We start from the raw sequence: 18,024 nt of genomic DNA, 5'->3' as shown, positions 1-18,024 counted from the left end.
ATTTGTCCTTAGTATAACACATCCAGCGTTACATATCTACAAATCAGTGTTTGGGGTTTTAAACTTCCATTCGTCGATATCTCGCGGGTCCACATGCAGCACATGGGCGATCAACAGCGCTAAGGTGGCGTTCGGAATCACAATACCGTACTCAATATTCTGATAGTTTCGCAATGTGCATTTCATGGTGTTGTTGATGTGTTGTACGAGTGATTCTTGGGTAAACCCTGCGGCTTCCCTTGCTTCCTTGATCCTCAAATGCTACAGCTCCTCATTTTTATTCCGTCTCTTCTTTTTATGATAGAGGAGTTGAAATTTTTTAATCACGGTAAATTTTTCATGAAAAATATTGCGTCAACTATTTTTAGTTGTATAATAAAAAAAGCCAGATCACCTCTGGCTTGAAAGCACCTTTTGCCGGATAGTAAAGAGGGGGAGGTTTGTCTCCTATAAAAAATTTCAAAAAAAGGCATATTTCCCTAGGATATTACACTAGGGAGGTACACGCCAATGAATGAAAATGGTATTCAGGCAAGGATTGAGCGAGAGCGAAACAAATTGCATGTATTGACGGAAAAATACAATGGACAGTTTGGACATCCGCGCGTGATTCATCAATCTATGATCCTTGATGAACTCATTAATCAGTATTACCAGCTTCATAGACGTAACATAAAAAAGCCGATTGCGTGAACAATCGACTTAGGGGCGAGAAACTTTGCTGGGTTGCTCGCCCTTTTATTTTAACAGATAATGAAAGCTTTGTAACTGGTGAGGCAAAAGCGTAAGCATTCGTACAATCTGCGTAAATTGTATTGACCATTGTTCAAAATATGGTTATATTTATAATATATTCCCAAAATTTATCAGAGGTGGTTAGTTTGAATAATACAACCACGATTCTCGGAGCGCTGGAGCAATTTTCAAAACAGCATGGGTTAAATATTAGTCAACTATCCAGGCTGACTGGATTGAATACGGGAACGATGAGTGCTATTTTAAACAGTCAGAGAGTGCTTTCCGTTCATCAACTGGACCAGATTACTGCAATGATGAATTTACCCGATGGGCATTTTTATGAGCAGTACATCCAGGAGTACTTGAATGAAGTGGCGCCGAATTGGCGCAGAATCAAACCTTTTTTTTACCGGTGCGCAGAGCTGGAAAAGTTGGATTGCATTAAGCAAATCGTAAATCTATTGCTGGATAACCCTTTATATTCATCTCCCCTGTTTGAGGTAGCAGAAGATTTAATTGCGCAAGGAAAACGGATGGCAGCAGCGATTCTTTACGAGAGTGTAGCTCTAAGCGAAAAAAGTCAGCATTCAGAACGGTTAGCTTATTGCCAGTACAAGTTGTTCCTAACTAGACTTGGCCCCGATCAGGAACAAAATTACCGGGCGGCGATCCAGTTTGAGCCTTTCGCAGAGCGGCTTGATGAAATCGATCAACTGAATGCGTTGAAGGATTTGGCTGATGCTTATCGTTCCTTGCGTCGCTGGGATAAGCTCTATAAAATTGGTGAAAAGTTAAAGCAGTTGGCTAAAATTCAGTACTCTTTGTCCCACTCCCGGAAAAAGAGTGATCAAGGCCTTGTTAAGAAACTGCCCAGGCCAGTATTTTTTTATATTGCCTTTAGTAATATGCTAATAAGCCATGCGTATTATGAACAAGAGGATTATGAATTGGCTCTGCAAATTCTCAGTGAAGCTACTGATTTAGAATGGGTCAAGGAGACGGATAAAGAAACACTACACTGGAAGAACTTGTTCCAGGAATGGACTCAAGCGAATATTTTGCTAACCAAGTTAATGGCTGGCAATATAGAGTTACTTCCGGAATACGTGAATTACTTTGAAAAGAAGGAAAATGAAGTACTCACGGGTTTATGGAATATCATGATAGTAGCTAACCGATACAAGATTAACGTCGATCATATTCTCATGAAGTTTGAAACCGTATTGTCTAACGTCCTGGAGTATGAAGAAAACGAAATATACAACCAACAAAATACCGACGATCAGCTCGTTGGTTTGCTGTATGAATTAGCTGATTATTATTTAATTAAAGGGGATCACAAACAAGGATTTAAATTCTTGATAGATGGCCTAAAAAAATCTACTATGATAAATGACGAAAGCTCTATGCTTCGGTGTATGAGATTGTTTGAACGTTTTAGAAACGTTGCGTCGGCTGAATCGAAAGTAGAGTATCATCAATTAGTGGAAATGGGGGATGGCCATGAAAAAAAATACTCTGTTGTACGCCATTAATTTTCTATCCGTATTGGTGGTAAGTGTAGGAGTAAGTACAGGACCGCTTATGGGGACGTTCGGCTTCCATTATGGAGGTTAATTCGAGTCTCTATCAGGCAAGTCGCTATAATTTACATATCAGCTAAAACCACCGGATTCCACATAAGGTCCCGGTGGTTTTTCTACTAGGAGCGGGGGAATCAGGAATGATAAGAAGCATCGGGATTGTCAGGGCACTTGATGAGCTTGGGAGAATCGTTATTCCTATTGAATTGCGCCGTTTTATTGGGATAGGCCATGGCGATACCATAGAGTTTTTTGTTGACAATGAATCCCAAAGAATCATGATGCGCCCGTACCGGACGCAAGAGTGCCTGTTCTGCCAATCGATGGAGCAGCTTATATACTTCCGGGAACGCTTCATTTGCACGGCATGCTTACAGGAACTGTCCCCTACACAGCAAGTTGGGAGTCAACAATCGGCCAACATGGAAATTGCGGTGGCGTTGGAAAATCGAAACGATCCCGACGCAGGAGCTGCACGGCGACACCGGCAAAAGACGAGTGAATTAATCCGAAAGCTCAATGAAGTGATGGCTACCTACCCGTCTGAAAATCAATCCAAGTGGGCGAACAGGATCGGCGTTTCGCCGTCGAGAGTCAGTCAACTACTTCGTGCTATGAAATCAGTAGAGAGCTAATAGAAAATGTATGTTTGAATACGAACGTATGCTATGTAACCGGCTGGAATGGAAGCGAATATTCATCAACGGAAGGGCGCTAAAAAATGAAGAGAACAATTATTAGCATCGCTTTATTGTATTGCGGGGTTATTGTATGTTTGACTATATTAGGGTATGGATTTAAATACTCCCAAAACTTAACAGTATGGCGTGAAAGCTATGGGAAACTATGGACACTCATTAGTGATAATCATTTACTACTTCCGTTCTATTTTTCATTGGTAGTTTCGTTGTTTGCATTTGTTTTGTTGTTAATAGAGTATTTTTTCAGAAAAAAATAAGGAGCTTATCAAATACTTTCTGGGGTCGTAATTGGCTGAAGCACTCGAATGGGTTTCCCCATTCGAGTGCTTTTTTGTTGGCCGGATCGCTTCGGAGTGGCTGGCCAGAGATTTTTTTGTATACAGAAACGAATCCGGATCTTCAGCGAGTTGCGCCTGGGGTCTAATTCTGTATACATTTTTCAAGCTGCAGTTCGCCGGCTTAATCAGATTATGTATACAGACACATGCAGCGACGTGGCCCGGGAGTGCGGAGAGTATCAGCCCTTTGAATTAGCTTCGATCATTTTCAAGGAATTGGTATAATACAATGGACGAGGTGCACCGGTGGGTGGACGCGGCGAAGCCAGCCCTAAAGGGGGTGAGGCCGTGTCCATTCTTGAATTGTGCTTGAAGCTGTTGGACGGGGTGCCGAAGCTGGTCGGGATTCTGACCGGAATTAACAAGCACATTATACCGCAAGAAGAGGTTACATAAATGCTTGATCAGCCCCCGTTGGCTTGGCGTATCGCCTGGTTATGTTAATGTCGGCGTGTCCGGCCCAATCCGTGATGTGGCAATCCACGCCGGCGGTCTTACTATTTTCTTAGCCCACAACAGCTGCTTTAGTATACAATCTTCCATTTACCATCGATTTTCCTTACTTCGAAGGTATAATCTGTTTTCCAACCATCCATATTTATATATGTCGATACGTAATAAGTCTTTTTGTTTATTTTTGAAGAGCCTTTAATTTTGTATTCGATCAATGGATCACTGTATATACTCTTTTTGTACGTCTCAAAATATAATTTACTGTTCTTATTTTGGAGATACAACATTTGATAGGCGTCCTGAGCATCTTTCTTTTGAACTAACATTAGATAGTGATTAACTACTTTTACAGGTTGTGGCGTCCCGCTCCAATCAATCGTGTACACTCCAAATAGAAGAATTATGAAACCTAAAATCATTAGGTTTCTTTTTCTTAAAATCTTCACCATTTTGAAAATTTATCCTTTCTTATTGCTATCCTGGTAAATATATTTTATAATTAATATTGTACCATAATATTCCTGTATTGGGGGAGTTGCTCATGAAAGGATTTAAAAGAAGAGTAGTAGCTACAATTGCATCTGCTTTAGTGGTATCTTCATTGGCTGGACCTATATCTGCATCTGCCAATGACTCCTTCATCCCACGTGACAATAATTCTCTTAGTGGGCAAAGTGTGATTGTGCCTTACATGGGTAATGAGAGACTTATTGTAAATGGGAGTCTCAAAGTTTCTAGTAGTTATGATTTTGGGTATTTCACATTGAATAATAACTCTGTTAAAGTGGTTTGGTCACCGAATAGTGGAAGTAACAACTTTAAATTGCAAGTAGTGCAAACAAATTGGCTTGGTGACGATTATGTTATTGCCACGATGAATTTAGGCAGCAGTTCAAAAACCGACTACTTTACAAATTTGCCGGTTGGTAAAGATTTGCATTTTAAAGTTGTTGGCAAGGCGAATGGAGATATTTCGGCCTATGATTGGGGTCCAAACAACTAATAGGTAGAATTGAATATTCAAGTTATGGTTTTGGGATAAATAGAAAAAGACGAGTAAAGGATACCACCTTTACTCGTCTTTTCACTGTAGGCAGGGCTTACGTAAAAGCTTGATCAACTGCCTTTATGATTTCTGTCTCTGTCGGTTTCGCGTATCGCCGGGTTACGTTAATGTCGGCGTGTCCGGCCAGCTCCGCGGCCGTGGCGATATCTATACCGGGGGTGCTGACGAGTTCACGGCAGAACGTATGTCTCAATCGGTGTGGGTGGACACCGAATTTATACAGCATGTGTTGCACGGTGATCCGCTGAATGAGAAGCTGCAGAAATCGACGCTCGAAGTCGTTATGACCGTGCTGCATGCCAGGGGGAAATTCGGCGGCGGCGGATATAAAGTATCAGGGGGGACTTCACGGGGGCGGGTGGGCGAAAAAGTAAAAATCAGCGTGAAATTGATCAAAATACCGTCACTGTGGTGGCGGTATTTTTTTTAATATGGAGGTACGCAAGAGCTTACTACTCCTTTCCGAGGTGATTTCTATGATGAAATCGTTGCAGCGCGGCGAAACGATCGCCGGATTATTGTTCGTCAGCCCGATGCTGTTGGGCGTGTCCGTGCTGGTACTGATGCCGATTCTCGCCACGCTGGTGCTCGGGTTTGCGGACTGGAATTTCGTGCAGGGCTGGGACGGCATCCGCTTTGTCGGCTTGGAAAATTTCCGCAACCTGATGGAAGATTCGATGTTTATTCGTTCGCTCCGCAACAATTTGATTTTTCTGCTGACCGTCCCGGCCTATATGCTGATTTCGATGGTGCTGGCCATTTTGATCGACCGCTACGTGTACATGAAGGGCTATTTCAAGGTGGCTTACTTCATGCCTTACATCTCCAACATCGTCGCCGTGGCTGTCGTCTGGCAGGTGCTGTTTCAGCCTTCCTACGGTCCGATCAACGAGCTGCTGAAAACGGTCGGCTTCGCCAATCCGCCAAAATGGATCGCCGATCCGAATTATGCGCTCATCTCGATCATGATGATCACGGTCTGGATCTCCATCGGCTTCAACATGATCATTTACATCGCCGGGCTTCAATCGATCCCCAAGGACCTGTACGAAGCCGCCGATATCGACGGCGCCAACGGGTGGGTGAAATTCCGCCGCATTACGTTTCCGCTGCTGTCGCCGACGTCTTTTTTCCTGATGGTCACCGGGATCATTTCCACGTTTAAAGTGTTTGATATCATCGCTGTATTAACCCAGGGAGGACCGATCGGTTCGACGACGATGATGGTGTGGTATCTGTACGATACGGCCTTCGTGAATTTGAAAGTGGGCTACGCCTCCTCCATCGCCACGGTGCTGTTCGGGCTGGTTATGCTGATTACGTTCATCCAATGGATCGCCCAGAAAAAATGGGTCAACTACTGAGGAAAGGAGTGGGCTTAGATGATGACGAGCCGCCGTATCGAGTGGCCGAGGGCCGTTCTGACCCTGCTGATGTTTGCCGCAAGCATCCTGTTTCTGCTCCCTTTCTTCTGGATGCTGATGACGTCGTTCAAAATCGAAACGGAGGTTTTCGTTTACCCGATTGAATGGATTCCCCGGACCTGGAACGCGGTGGAAAATTACAAAGAGGTGTGGTTCGGCGACTATCCGTTTTACGTGTATTACTGGAATTCGATTAAGGTCGCTGTGGCGACGACGTTTATTTCCAGCCTTGTCTCCAGCCTGGCGGCCTACGGCTTCTCCAAGATCAAGTTCGCCGCCAGCCAGGGGCTGTTCTTGATCGTGCTGGCCACCTATATGATTCCGAGCCAGGCGATTTTGGTGCCGCAGTTTATTTTGTACCGCAACATCGGGCTGTTCGACAGCCATCTCGGCCTGATCATCATCAGCAGCTTCAGCGTGCTGGGGACGTTTATGCTGCGGCAGTTTTTTATGGGCGTACACCAGGATTTCATCGAGTCGGCGAAAATCGACGGGGCCGGGCATTTCCGGATTTTCCGTTCGATCGGTCTGCCGCTGGTGAAGCCGGCCGTGGCGACTTATGCGATCTTGCGTTTTATCTGGACATGGAACGATTATCAGAATCCGTTGATTTTTCTACGGACCGATAAATGGTTTACGCTGCCGCTGGCGATGCAGAAGTTCACGTCCATGAGCGGGGAGTTTTATTCGCTGATTATGGCCGGGGCGGTGTCCGCGATCTTTCCGCTCCTGATTATTTTCATCATCGGGCAAAAAAGCGTGATTGAAGGAATTGCTCTCGGCGGGGTGAAAGGTTAAAGGCATAAGAAAAGACATACGAACCGTCCGGGGGAATCCATATATATCCTGACCAAGGAGGGGTAACACATGAACAAACGGAAAACGGGGGCAAAGCAGGTAAAGTTATGGTCGGCCGTGCTGGCCATGATGCTGCTGATCGGGCTGCTGGCGGGCTGTGGGGGCGGCAGTGCCAATCAGGGAGACGGAGGCAACGTTGGGGGCTCTCAAGCTGCAGAAGGAGGGAAATCCGGTGATGGCGGCGGCAAGGTGAATCTTCGCTTGTACACCTACGGGACCGAGGAAGCGTACAACTGGAAGCACACGCTGGAGGCCTATGAGCAGGCTAATCCGGGCGTGACGGTCGAACTGGTGCAGCTAAGCGAAAAAGGAGACACCCAGGAGGCGTTCAAAAAGCTGGACCTGGAAGCGGCCTCATCGGCGCAAATGGACATCCTGATGTTCAGCGATGCCGCCGGATACGCACAGCGTGTGGCGTTGGGCATGGCCGAGCCGCTCGACGATTACATCACCAAAGACGGGTACACCGTGGAAGAGGATTACAAAGTGGACACTCATTTGGACGGTAAAGTGTATGCGCTTCCAGGGAAGTTTAATCCATGGTACGTGCTGTTGAACAAAGATCATCTTGAAGCGGCGGGACTTCCGGTGCCTGCCGACTGGACCTGGGACGAATATGCCGACTATGCGAAAAAGCTGACCCAAGGGGAAGGTGCAAACAAACGCTATGGAACGTATTTCCACGGGCCGCAAGCCGGCGGATGGATGGAATACGTCAAGCTGCTAATGATGAATCAGCCGAAAAATGCCGATTTTCTGAAAGCGGACGGCTCTTCCAATCTGGATGACCCGAATTTCCGCAAATCGCTGGAGCTGCGCGTGCGGATGGAGAAAGAAGACCAGTCTTCCGTGCCGTATACCGATATGATCTCGCAAAAGCTCGCTTACCGGACGCAGTTTTTCAACGAATCGGCCAGCATGCTGACAATCGGGAGCTGGATGAACACGGAAATCGGCGGCACCGACAAAGTCCCGTTGAATTTTAACGTGGCGGTCGCTCCGTTCCCGAAAAACAACCCCGAGGATGAAATCGGCCTGACGCCGGTGACCACCGATTATGTGGCCGTCGCCGCCAAATCGCAGCACAAGGAAGAGGCGTACCGCTTTGTCCGCTGGTATACGACGGAAGGGCAAGTTGTGCAGGGCAAGAACATTCCGGCGTGGAACGGCGTAAGCTCTGAGGAAATCACCGGCATCATCGATACGATTCTGGCCGGCACGAAAAATCCGGAGAAGGTCGACAAAGAGTCGCTGGTGAACACGCTGATGGCCTCCAAGGCTTCCGCGATCATCCCGCCTTCTTCGTACCAGGCCGAGGTGTACAAGGCGATCAACGAGGAGTACGAGAAGCTGATTTTGGGCAACCAGGATATCGATACGACGATCAAAAATTGTCAGGAGCGCGTTAACCAAATTATTGAATCCAACAAAAAATGAGTGGTAAAATGATCCAAAACAGGGGGCGGCATCGCCCCCCTTTTCGCTAAGGGGAGAGGTGAAATGTTCAAGCGGCTCAGCCACTTTGCGCCCCGGACGATTCGCGCGAAATTGATTTTGGCCGCGGTGGTCTGCATTCTCGTTCCCGCTGCCTTTACCTTAAACGTGTATCATGCGCTGACGCAAAAGGCGGTCAAGCAGCAGGCCATCGCCAATGCGGAAAATTCGCTCGAGTTGGTAAACGGCTCGGTGACCCATTTATTAAAAGGCATGCTGGACATCGCCAATTACATCCAGGTCAATGCGGGGTTGAACACGTATTTCAAGCTGGTGGCCTCCGGATATAAGGAGCCGGACCCTTACCGGAAATTTACTGACGCGAACCGCGTGCTGGAACAACTGGACAGCCTGACCGTGGTTGGCGAAAAAAGCTATGTAACGGTGCTGCTCACCGACGGATCTTATTTTATGAATTATTCCGTAAGCGATTACAACCCGCTCGATTTGCTGCAGGAACCCTGGTTCGAACAGCTCGACGAGCTGCAGGGGTTGGATTCTTATTGGATTGGCGCGGAGCCGACGAAATTCAAGTACGACCGGTTCGACCATCCGTACCAGGTGTCGGTAGCGCGTACGCTGCGGCTGGCTAATTCGGACATTTACGGGTATGTCGTCGTGACGGTGATGGAGGATCAGGTCAGCGATATTTTCAGCGAACTGACCGCGGGCCAGGAGGTGCGCTTGGTGGATGCCGCGGGGAGGATCATGGCGGACCGGAACAAGGACAACATCGGCGGCATGTATCCCGTCGGGAAGCAGGAGCGGCTGGGGTTTGGGGCTGGGCATGGGCATGCGGCGTTGGAAACCGCCTTTATTTCGCGGGACGATGGGGAAACGCGGCTTGTGGCCGAGCAGAGCATCGCCCTGAACGGCTGGCGGCTGATCCTGACCCAACCCTACCAGGAGGCGACGGTTAATATCAGCTCGATTTTCAACCGCGTGTTCTTGTTTCAGATCATCTCGTTTATCGTGTTCATGGCGATGCTGATCGTATTGGTTAGAACGTTCACCAGACCGCTAGTGCGGCTCGGCAAGGCGGCTTCGGCGGTGCAGCGGGGCAACCTGGAGGTGCGCTCCGGCGTTCGCGGCAATGATGAAATCGGGCGGCTGGGGTTGTTGTTCGACCAGATGCTGGACCGGGTAAAGGAAATGATCGCGGAAATTTCCGCGACCCAGGCCCGCAAACGGACGGCGGAGCTGAAAATGCTGCAGGCGCAGATCAACCCGCATTTTTTGTTTAACGTGCTCAACTCGATTCGCATGAAAGTGATGAAGCAGGGCGATCTCGAGAGCGCAAAAATGATCGGTTCGCTGTCCACGCTGCTGCGGATGACGATCAGCCGGGAAGAGGATGAGATCACGCTGCATGAGGAAATCGAACTTGTTTCGCATTACGTGCGGCTGATGAATTTGCGCCAGAAGCAGGAAGTGACGCTGGAGCTTGCGGTTGGGCCGGAGGCTTTTCTCGTGAAGGTGCCGCGGCTCATCCTGCAGCCGCTTGTAGAAAACGCGCTGATCCACGGGCTCACGCAGCAGGCCGGCATGATCAGGATCGCCGCCTCGATGGAAAGGAGCGGTTTGCTGCTCACCGTCGAGGATAACGGCGCCGGGATGGAAGAAGCGAAGCTTGAAGCCACGCTGCGCAGGATGAACGATACGGAGGCGGCGGCAGAGCGAGCCGGTTTAAAGCAAAAAGGCCATTTTTCCGGGATGGGCCTGCACAATGTGATGGAGCGGATGCGCTTGAGGTTCGGGCCATTGTTCCACGTGGAAATTCGCAGCGAGCCGGGACTTGGAACGGTGATCGAGATGTACATTCCTCACAATAAGGGGGAGCGCTGATGTATAACGTTATGCTCGTGGACGACGATTATCCCGTTACCCAATTGCTGTCGGAGGCGATTCCTTGGGAAGGGCTGGGGTTACATTTAATGGGTTCCTACGAAAACGGCTGGAGCGCCTGGGAGCAGGCGCAGCGGGAAATGCCGGACATTCTGATCACGGACATCGGGATGCCCAGGATGGACGGACTGGAGCTGTCGGCTCGAATCCGGGGGATGTCTCCGCATGTGCGGATCGCCATTTTGTCCTGCCACAGCGAATTCGAATACGCCCAGCAGGCGATGCGGCTGAATGTGCAGGATTATTTGCTGAAGGATACGCTCGATCCGGAGGATGTGGCCGCGGTGCTGCGCCGGTTCAAGGACCATATGGATGAAGAGGCGCACAACGGCTGGGAGCAATCGCGCATGAAGCATCTGGTCGTGGAGACGAGCGAGCTGCGCAAGGAGCAGCTGCTGGCGAGCCTGATCGATCAGCCGCTTTTCTCGGCGCAGAAGTGGGAGCAGGAAGCGCGGGAATACGGACTGTTTCTGCCCGGGCAGTCCTGTTTGCCGGCGATCGGTTACGTGGAGAATTATCAGACGGTGAAGCACCGCTTCGCATCGGACCGGACGCTGCATTTTGCGATTGGCAACGTGCTGGGGGAAGTATGGAACGGGCTGCCGCTGCAAGGCCTTCACGTCAGATATGACGCGGGGACGTCGATTTTGCTGTTCTCTCATACGCCATCGCTGAAGCGGAACGCCGCGGACGAAGCGGCCGCATGCCTGCAGGAGATGCAATCTACGCTGCGCCGCGTGCTTAAGGTCGGCATGTCCTTTGTGCTGGGAGAGAGCTGCGGCGGTGCGGAAAGCCTGAAACAGAAGCTTGGCGAGCTGCTTAACGGCGAAAGCGTGAGATTTTATCTGGAACCCGGGGAAATTGCCAAACGGAGCGAAAAGGCCTTGGATAGCGCGGGGGATGGCGAGCGGCCGAATCTGTTCGCTTTTTATGACCGGGCCAACGCGGAGCTGAGGGAAGCGCTGCTCGGCAAAAATCCCTCTCTGGCCGGAAGCATAACGGACCAATGGATGTCCATGATCGGCCGGGCGCGTTATTCGCCGGAGACCGTCAAAGACTGGACGCTGAAGCTGCTGCTCGATTTGAAGCTGAAGCTGCATTCGCTGCATTCGATCCGCCCGTCTTATTCCGCCGAGTCCCTGCATAAGGAATTGGTCGACATTTATTCGCTGTCCGAGCTTGGCGCTTGGTTGAAGGGGCATTTGGAGCGGATTGCAGCCCTGACGGAGGCGGGTTCGGGGGCGAGCCGGCGAACCGAGGTGGCGGAGGCCTGCCGGTACGTCTCCCTTCGCCTTCATACGCGGATCAGCCTCGACGAGGCGGCCGGGCATCTGCATTTGAACCCGAGCTATTTCAGCCGGCTGTTCAAGAAGGAAACCGGCATGACCTTCATAGAGTATATTACGCGCATGAAAATGGAGCGGGCCAAGGAACTGCTGGACGGGACCCGGCATTCTGTCGGGGAGATCGGCGAAATGCTCGGTTACGACAATCAGAGTTATTTTATTAAAACGTTCAAAGGTTACACGGGCGCCACTCCAATGGAGTACCGGAGATGAAGGGCGTTTGGAATCTGGCGCTGAAGCGGAGGATGGGATCATCATGAATTCGTTGGGACGAACGTTGGAACGTGAGGATTGGCTTGCGATCGTAGGGCGTATGGCTCCGGCTGACCTTCGTTTGTATTATCCAGGCGGAGAACAGGCCGCGTTTTGGCGGCGGGTGAGGGAGTCCGGGGAGTACCGGGAAGAGGTTCGGGAAATCCGGGCGGAAGCGGAACGGCTGCGGCACGAACAAAATCCGGAGCTCGCCTATTCGTTGTTTGCGGTCTTTGCGCAGCGGGGGACGCGGCTGGAGTATGAGCGGGTTTACTTTGAGCGGAGACGGCGGCTGAATACATTCGCTTTGCTGGCCCTGCTTGATCCGGACGATCAGGTTGCGGAACACGAGCTGCTGGACATGATTTGGTCGGTCTGCGGCGAGTATACATGGTGCCTGCCGGCCCATCTCGGCGCGGACGGACATGAAAGGGCCATCGACTTGTTTGCGGCCGAAACCGGGTTTACGCTTGGCGAAATCGCCTTGCTGCTGCAGGGAAGGCTGCCCAGGCTGCTGCAAACGCGCATCGAGGCGGAAGTGAACCGGCGGTTGTTCGAGCCTTTCCTGCGGAACGGGCCGTACGAATGGGAGACGGCCAGGCATAATTGGGCGGCCGTATGCGCCGGTTCCGTCGGCGCCGCCGCGCTGCTGCTGCTGCGGGACCCGGAGGCTTTGAGCGCCATCCTGGAGCGCGTGCATGCCAGCCTGGAATGCTACCTGCAAGGCTTCGGCGCGGACGGGGCCTGCCCGGAAGGGCCCGGGTATTGGAACTACGGGTTCGGCTATTTCGTATATTTTGCCGATTTGCTCGCCCGGCGCACGTTAGGAGAGGCCGACTGGTTTGCCGGGGACAAGGTGCGGCGGATCGCGGAGTTTCAGCAAAAATGCTACCTCGGCGGTGACCGGGTGGCCAATTTCTCCGATGCCGTCCCCCATTGCCGCGTGCAGATCGGGTTATCTCATGAGCTCGCCCGCCGTTACAAGAGCGTGCAGCTTCCTCCGCCCGGCCTGCGGGCCGATTACCGGGACGACCATTGCAGCCGCTGGGCGCCGGCCTTCCGCAACCTGATTTGGAAGGATGGTGCGGCGGAAGGGGAGCAGGACCGCGATTGGCCTGCGGTGAGCTATGATTTGCCCGATGCCCAGTGGCTGGTCTCCCGGCACCGGAGCGCGGCCGGAGCGTTTGGCTTTGCCGCCAAGGGCGGGCACAACGGGGAGCCGCACAACCATAACGACCTGGGGCATTTCATCCTGATCGCAGACGGGGACACCTTTGCCGCGGATTTGGGCAGCGGCGAATATACCGCCGATTATTTCGGAGCAGGCAGGTACCGCTATGATTGCAACGGGTCGCAGGGTCATTCGGTGCCGATCATCAACGGCCGGCATCAGGCCGAAGGGGAGCGGCACGCGGCGGTCGTATTGGAGGCGGCCACCGGTGGAACGCGGGATGAGCTGCGGCTTGATTTGACCGGAGCTTATGAAGAGCCGGGGCTAAAGCGATTCACCCGGTCGTTTGTCTGGGACAAAATGGAGCTGCCGGCGCTGGAGCTGACCGATGAATTCCGGTTTGTCTTACAACCGGAAGCGCTGGCGGAGCGAGTGGTGACGCCGCTTCGGCCGGTGATGAACGGAAACGGCGAGGTCCTGCTGGCACGAACCGGCGGCGGGAAGCGGGCGCTGCGCATCGTTTATGACGGGCAGCGTCTCGAGCCGGCCGCGCAGCCGCACACGTTCCGCAATCATTTCGGCCGGGACGAAACCTGGTATTCGCTTGATTTTATCGTCAAGCAGCCGGGATTAACAGAGCGGGTGCGGCTGAAATTCGAATTTGTTTGAACAACGAAAGGGGAAGGTGGATGGCATGCAAGCAGCGGAACACACGCTGGATAGGAACCGGGCGGATTGGGCGGAGGAAGCATGGGGCAAGGCGCTGCGAAAAATACAAAGAACCAGCGGGCGGATCGGAGCGGGATTCCCTCACGCCAGCCATAACGGGGCATACGAGCTTGCCGATCCGGGCTGGTGGACGGCCGGGTTTTGGCCGGGGATTTTATGGCTGCTGTACAACGGCGCCCGGGATGAGCGTCTCAAGGCGCTGGCCGAGCGGTGCGAGGAGACGCTGGACGACGTGCTCGACGGGTATACGAGGCTGGATCATGACGCCGGCTTTATGTGGATTTTAACGAGCGTAGCTTCGTATAAGCTGCTGGGCAAGGAGCAGTCGCGCGTCCGCGCGCTGAAAGCGGCCAATTATTTGGCGGCTCGCTTTAACCTGAAGGGGCGCTACATTCGGGCTTGGAATCCGTGGACCGAAGGAGAGGACAATGCCGGGATCGCCATTATCGATTGCAGTATGAACACGGCTCTCTTGTTCTGGGCTTCGGCCAACACGGGCGATCCCCGCTACCGCCATATTGCGGAGGCGCATATGGATACGGTGCTGGAGCATTTTATCCGCCCCGATGGTTCGGTGTACCACATCGTCCGGTTCGATGCGGAAACGGGCGAGCGCCTCGAACCCCTCGGCGGCCAAGGATATGCGCCGGAGTCGGCCTGGTCCAGGGGTACGGCCTGGGCGATTTACGGCTTGACGCTGGCATATCATCACACCGGCAAGCCGGCGTATCTTAACGCGGCCAAACAGGCCGCCCACTTCTTTCTGGCCGGGCTGCCGGAGGACCATGTGCCGCCATGGGATTTTCGCGCGCCGCAGGAGCTCCGCCATATCCGCGACTCCTCGGCGGGGGCCTGCGCGGCCAGCGGCCTGCTGCTGCTGGCGGATCAAGTCGATCCTTTGGAGTCCGCGGTTTACCGGGAGGCGGCGATCCGCATTCTGGATTCGTTGTACCGGAACTACGGCGCTTGGGACGATGAACGCGAGGAAGGTTTGATTTTGCACGGCACGGGTCATTATCCGGAAGGTAAAAACGTCGATGTGCCGCTGATCTATGGGGACTTCTTCTATGTCGAAGGGCTGGCCCGGCTGCTGGGGAAAGGGCCTTTTTATTGGGAATAGGCGCATTTGCGGAGAGGAGCGTCGGAACATGGCGGCGGAAATGGGAAAAGGAAAAGGAAAAGGAAAAGGGATACAAACGGGGGCAATTTCGAAGTCCATTCGGGAAAATCCTTTGGCCGCGCGGCGGGACCTGCAGGCGGCGTTCCAGCAGCTTACCGGGCCGCTGATGGGATATTACACGGGCGGCCGCGCCCGTTTAAAACTGGGAGCGGCGGGAGCGGGGTATCCGGACTCCGTCGCCGGGATGGAGGGTTTTTCCCGATTGTTGTGGGGCTTGGTGCCTTTTCTGGCGGGGGGCGGGGAAATCCCGTTAGAGGACATCTGCCTGGAGGGGATCCGCCACGGTACCGATCCAGATCATGAGGAATACTGGGGCGACGTGAACGATTACGACCAGCGCCTGGTGGAAATGGCGGCGTTCGGGTTCGCGTTGGCGCTGGCTCCGGAGCGATTCTGGGGGCCGTTGGATGAGCGGGAACGGAAGCATCTGTACGCCTGGCTGAATCAGATCAACCACCGCGCTTGTTACGATTGCAACTGGCTTTTTTTCCGGGTGCTCGTCAATATCGGGTTTCATAAGGCCGGACTTCCGTATGACCGCGAGCAAGTGGCGCGCAATTTAAGCCGGATTGACGAATTTTACTTATCCGACGGCTGGTACAGCGACGGGCCGGGCGGGCACAGCGATTACTACGTGCCGTTTGCCCTGCATTTTTACGGTTTGCTGTACGCCAAGCTAATGGGGGATGAGGACCCGGAGCGGGCAGCCCGCTTTAAGGACAGGGCGGCGCGGTTTGCCGCCGATTTCACGTTGTGGTTTGCACCGGACGGCTCGGCGCTGCCCTATGGGAGAAGCCTGGCGTACCGGTTTGCCCAGTCGGCGTTCTGGAGCGCGCTGGCTTACGCCGAGGTTGACGTTTTTTCGCCGGGGGTGATCAAAGGTCTCGTCTTGCGGAATTTGCGCTGGTGGTTTCGGCAGCCGATTTTGGATGCGGGCGGACTGCTGACGGTCGGTTACGCTTATCCTAACCTGGTGATGGCCGAAAATTACAATTCGCCGGGGTCGCCTTATTGGGCCTTTAAAGCTTTTTTACCGCTCGCTTTTCCGGAAAGCCATCCCTTCTGGCAGGCGGAAGAGGAGGCGCTGCCCGCTGCCGGGCCCGTCGCGGTGCAGCTGCCGCCGCATCTCGTCGTTTGCCGGCAGGAGGGAAGCGGGCATGTCGCCGCGTTCAACAGCGGCCACCTCTCGACCAATGAACACACGCATACATCGGCAAAATATGAAAAATTCGCCTATTCGACCGCCTTCGGCTTTAGCGTGCCGAGAGCGGAGTGGGGGCTTGGGCAAGGGGCTTTCGACTCGATGCTTGCGCTCAGCGAAGGGGACAATCTGTACCGGGTCAGAAGGAGCAACGAGGAGACAGGGATTGAGGAGAACCTCATTTATGCCCGGTGGAGACCGTGGCATAACGTTTGCGTTGAGTCCTGGATCGTCGCCGGTTTGCCGTGGCATTACCGGATTCACCGGATCAGCACGGACCGGGAGCTGGACGTTGCCGAAGGCGGATTTGCCTTGGGGCTTGAACCGGCTGCGCAGGGCGAACAAACCGGGACGTTGTCCGAGGGCGGTGTGCTGATCGGCAATTCGCTGGGGAGCAGCGGCGTCGCCGGCAAACTAGGGTATGAGCGGGCGGAACTGATTTACCCGAACGCCAACACGAATGTGTTGTATCCGCGGACCGTCATTCCTACGCTTCGGGGCCGTCTTCGGCCGGGCAACCATTGGCTGATTGCCGCCATATACGGAAATCCGGCTTGTCCGGGAGCAAAAAAAAGCGCCCGCATCAGTTCGCCGGAAAGCGCCCATGAGCCCTCCGGAATGGTGGATGTGGGGCAAAATGAGATCCGCATCAAAACGTTTACGGGCCAAGTAAAAGTGATTCGGATGGATTGAACAGACGCATGAACGGTTTTCGCTATTTGGAAGAAGCTTTCAGCCGGCCGTACGCTACTGCGTAACGCCGGATTTTTTTATAGACTTCTTTCGGGTGCAGCATTTTGAAAGGGAACAGGGCGGGGAGGGTGTTCACCTCCAAAATCCAGATATGATGGTATTCGTCAATGGCGATGTCCAGGCCGATTTCCTTGAGCCTTGGAAATTTACGGGCCAGCTGGGCCGCCACCTGTTCGCCGATCCATTTCATTTCTTTGTAAAGGCGGGCGAATTCTTTGGCGTTCGTGTAAGGAGCCAGAAGATCTTCGATCAGCATGACGCTGCCGCCGCCCCGATAGTTGGTGATTACTTTTTGCTGGGCCGCCACCCGGCCGATAAATCCGGTCGTTTCCCAGGTTTTGCGCGGGGTTCTCTGTACGAGGGCGCGGATGTCGAATTTACGCCGCCGGTACGTAAGCGCGTGAATCCCTTTTTGAATCAGGTAAGGCGTCTGTCCGATTCTTTTCTCAAGCGCCTCGTACAATTCCTCCAACGCCGGGAACAGTTCGGATTCCGTTCCGTACCTTAACCTGTATTGCATTGGACTCTCCGGGGCAAGTTCATCCCGCCAGAGTTCTACGCTCATGACGCCGTTGCCGTAGGTTCCATTGTCCGGCTTGACAAAGACGAACCCGTACTCGTTCAACATATCCCGGAGAGGCTCCAGAGCGAATTTTCGGGTATCCGGGATATAAGGACGAAGTGATTCATTCTGCCGGATTACTTTCGTTTTTTCCCATTTGCTTGCGATGCGTTGAATCGCCAAAACGAGATCCTTCCTTTCCTCAGACTTCTTTGCGAGCCAATTTCCGAGTGCGAAAAACATAGGACAGAAGAGATAAACAATGATATA

General features: G+C 52.7%; 15 protein-coding genes and 1 pseudogene. 13 read left to right on the top strand and 3 right to left on the bottom strand.

Annotated features, from left to right (window positions below):
* Positions 1–36: 36 nt before the first annotated feature.
* Positions 37–258, bottom strand: a complete 222-nt coding sequence (locus NYE74_RS03230; RefSeq protein ID WP_036618197.1) for a helix-turn-helix transcriptional regulator — start codon at positions 256–258, stop codon at positions 37–39.
* Between the two features lie 252 nt (positions 259–510).
* Here NYE74_RS03230 and NYE74_RS03225 point away from each other — a divergent pair, with 252 nt between their 5' ends.
* The 4 genes from NYE74_RS03225 (at position 511) to NYE74_RS03210 (ending at position 4,816) form a co-directional block, all read left to right on the top strand.
* Positions 511–693 carry an aspartyl-phosphate phosphatase Spo0E family protein gene (locus tag NYE74_RS03225; RefSeq protein ID WP_341004582.1) on the top strand — a complete coding sequence of 61 codons (183 nt, stop codon included), beginning with the start codon at positions 511–513 and terminating at the stop codon, positions 691–693.
* Between the two features lie 179 nt (positions 694–872).
* Complete coding sequence (locus NYE74_RS03220) at positions 873–2,273, top strand: transcriptional regulator (protein ID WP_341005298.1); 1,401 nt, start codon at positions 873–875, stop codon at positions 2,271–2,273.
* Positions 2,274–2,461: 188 nt separating this feature from the next.
* Complete coding sequence (locus tag NYE74_RS03215; RefSeq protein WP_316561417.1) at positions 2,462–2,956, top strand: AbrB/MazE/SpoVT family DNA-binding domain-containing protein; 495 nt, start codon at positions 2,462–2,464, stop codon at positions 2,954–2,956.
* Positions 2,957–4,354: 1,398 nt separating this feature from the next.
* Positions 4,355–4,816 carry a hypothetical protein gene (locus tag NYE74_RS03210; RefSeq protein ID WP_316561416.1) on the top strand — a complete coding sequence of 154 codons (462 nt, stop codon included), beginning with the start codon at positions 4,355–4,357 and terminating at the stop codon, positions 4,814–4,816.
* Positions 4,817–4,913: 97 nt separating this feature from the next.
* On the opposite strand, the gene NYE74_RS03205 is transcribed toward NYE74_RS03210, so the two are convergent.
* Positions 4,914–5,105 carry a site-specific integrase gene (locus NYE74_RS03205; RefSeq protein WP_316561419.1) on the bottom strand — a complete coding sequence of 64 codons (192 nt, stop codon included), beginning with the start codon at positions 5,103–5,105 and terminating at the stop codon, positions 4,914–4,916.
* A gap of 253 nt (positions 5,106–5,358) precedes the next feature.
* Here NYE74_RS03205 and NYE74_RS03195 point away from each other — a divergent pair, with 253 nt between their 5' ends.
* The 9 genes and pseudogenes from NYE74_RS03195 (at position 5,359) to NYE74_RS03160 (ending at position 17,132) form a co-directional block, all read left to right on the top strand.
* Positions 5,359–6,243: a carbohydrate ABC transporter permease gene (locus tag NYE74_RS03195; protein WP_316561415.1), complete on the top strand. Its 885-nt coding sequence runs from the start codon at positions 5,359–5,361 to the stop codon at positions 6,241–6,243.
* Between the two features lie 18 nt (positions 6,244–6,261).
* Positions 6,262–7,101, top strand: a complete 840-nt coding sequence (locus NYE74_RS03190) for a carbohydrate ABC transporter permease (protein ID WP_316561414.1) — start codon at positions 6,262–6,264, stop codon at positions 7,099–7,101.
* 69 nt (positions 7,102–7,170) lie between these two features.
* Complete coding sequence (locus NYE74_RS03185; RefSeq protein ID WP_316561413.1) at positions 7,171–8,598, top strand: ABC transporter substrate-binding protein; 1,428 nt, start codon at positions 7,171–7,173, stop codon at positions 8,596–8,598.
* A gap of 63 nt (positions 8,599–8,661) precedes the next feature.
* Positions 8,662–10,500, top strand: a complete 1,839-nt coding sequence (locus NYE74_RS03180) for a cache domain-containing sensor histidine kinase (RefSeq protein WP_155619206.1) — start codon at positions 8,662–8,664, stop codon at positions 10,498–10,500.
* Positions 10,500–10,826, top strand: a pseudogene (locus tag NYE74_RS33245) (response regulator); the annotation flags it as partial. The gene NYE74_RS03180 and the pseudogene NYE74_RS33245, both read left to right, overlap by 1 nt.
* Positions 10,827–11,570: 744 nt before the next feature.
* A complete protein-coding gene (locus NYE74_RS33240; protein ID WP_373281407.1) occupies positions 11,571–12,119 on the top strand; it encodes a helix-turn-helix transcriptional regulator in 549 nt (182 codons plus the stop codon).
* Between the two features lie 43 nt (positions 12,120–12,162).
* Complete coding sequence (locus tag NYE74_RS03170) at positions 12,163–13,998, top strand: heparinase II/III family protein (RefSeq protein WP_155619204.1); 1,836 nt, start codon at positions 12,163–12,165, stop codon at positions 13,996–13,998.
* 25 nt (positions 13,999–14,023) lie between these two features.
* Positions 14,024–15,178: a glycoside hydrolase family 88 protein gene (locus tag NYE74_RS03165; protein ID WP_124332233.1), complete on the top strand. Its 1,155-nt coding sequence runs from the start codon at positions 14,024–14,026 to the stop codon at positions 15,176–15,178.
* A gap of 40 nt (positions 15,179–15,218) precedes the next feature.
* Positions 15,219–17,132, top strand: a complete 1,914-nt coding sequence (locus NYE74_RS03160) for a DUF2264 domain-containing protein (protein ID WP_124332448.1) — start codon at positions 15,219–15,221, stop codon at positions 17,130–17,132.
* 22 nt (positions 17,133–17,154) lie between these two features.
* Here the strand turns inward: NYE74_RS03160 and NYE74_RS03155 are convergent, their stop codons facing one another.
* Positions 17,155–17,937 carry a YheC/YheD family protein gene (locus NYE74_RS03155; protein ID WP_036618174.1) on the bottom strand — a complete coding sequence of 261 codons (783 nt, stop codon included), beginning with the start codon at positions 17,935–17,937 and terminating at the stop codon, positions 17,155–17,157.
* Between the last annotated feature and the right edge of the window lie 87 nt (positions 17,938–18,024).

Origin of the sequence: Paenibacillus sp. FSL P4-0127, from assembly GCF_038007325.1 — a bacterium.
GTDB lineage: Bacteria > Bacillota > Bacilli > Paenibacillales > Paenibacillaceae > Fontibacillus > Fontibacillus macerans.
The sequence above is the reverse complement of the archived record's forward strand: the minus strand, read 5'-3'. Positions and strand labels throughout refer to the sequence as shown.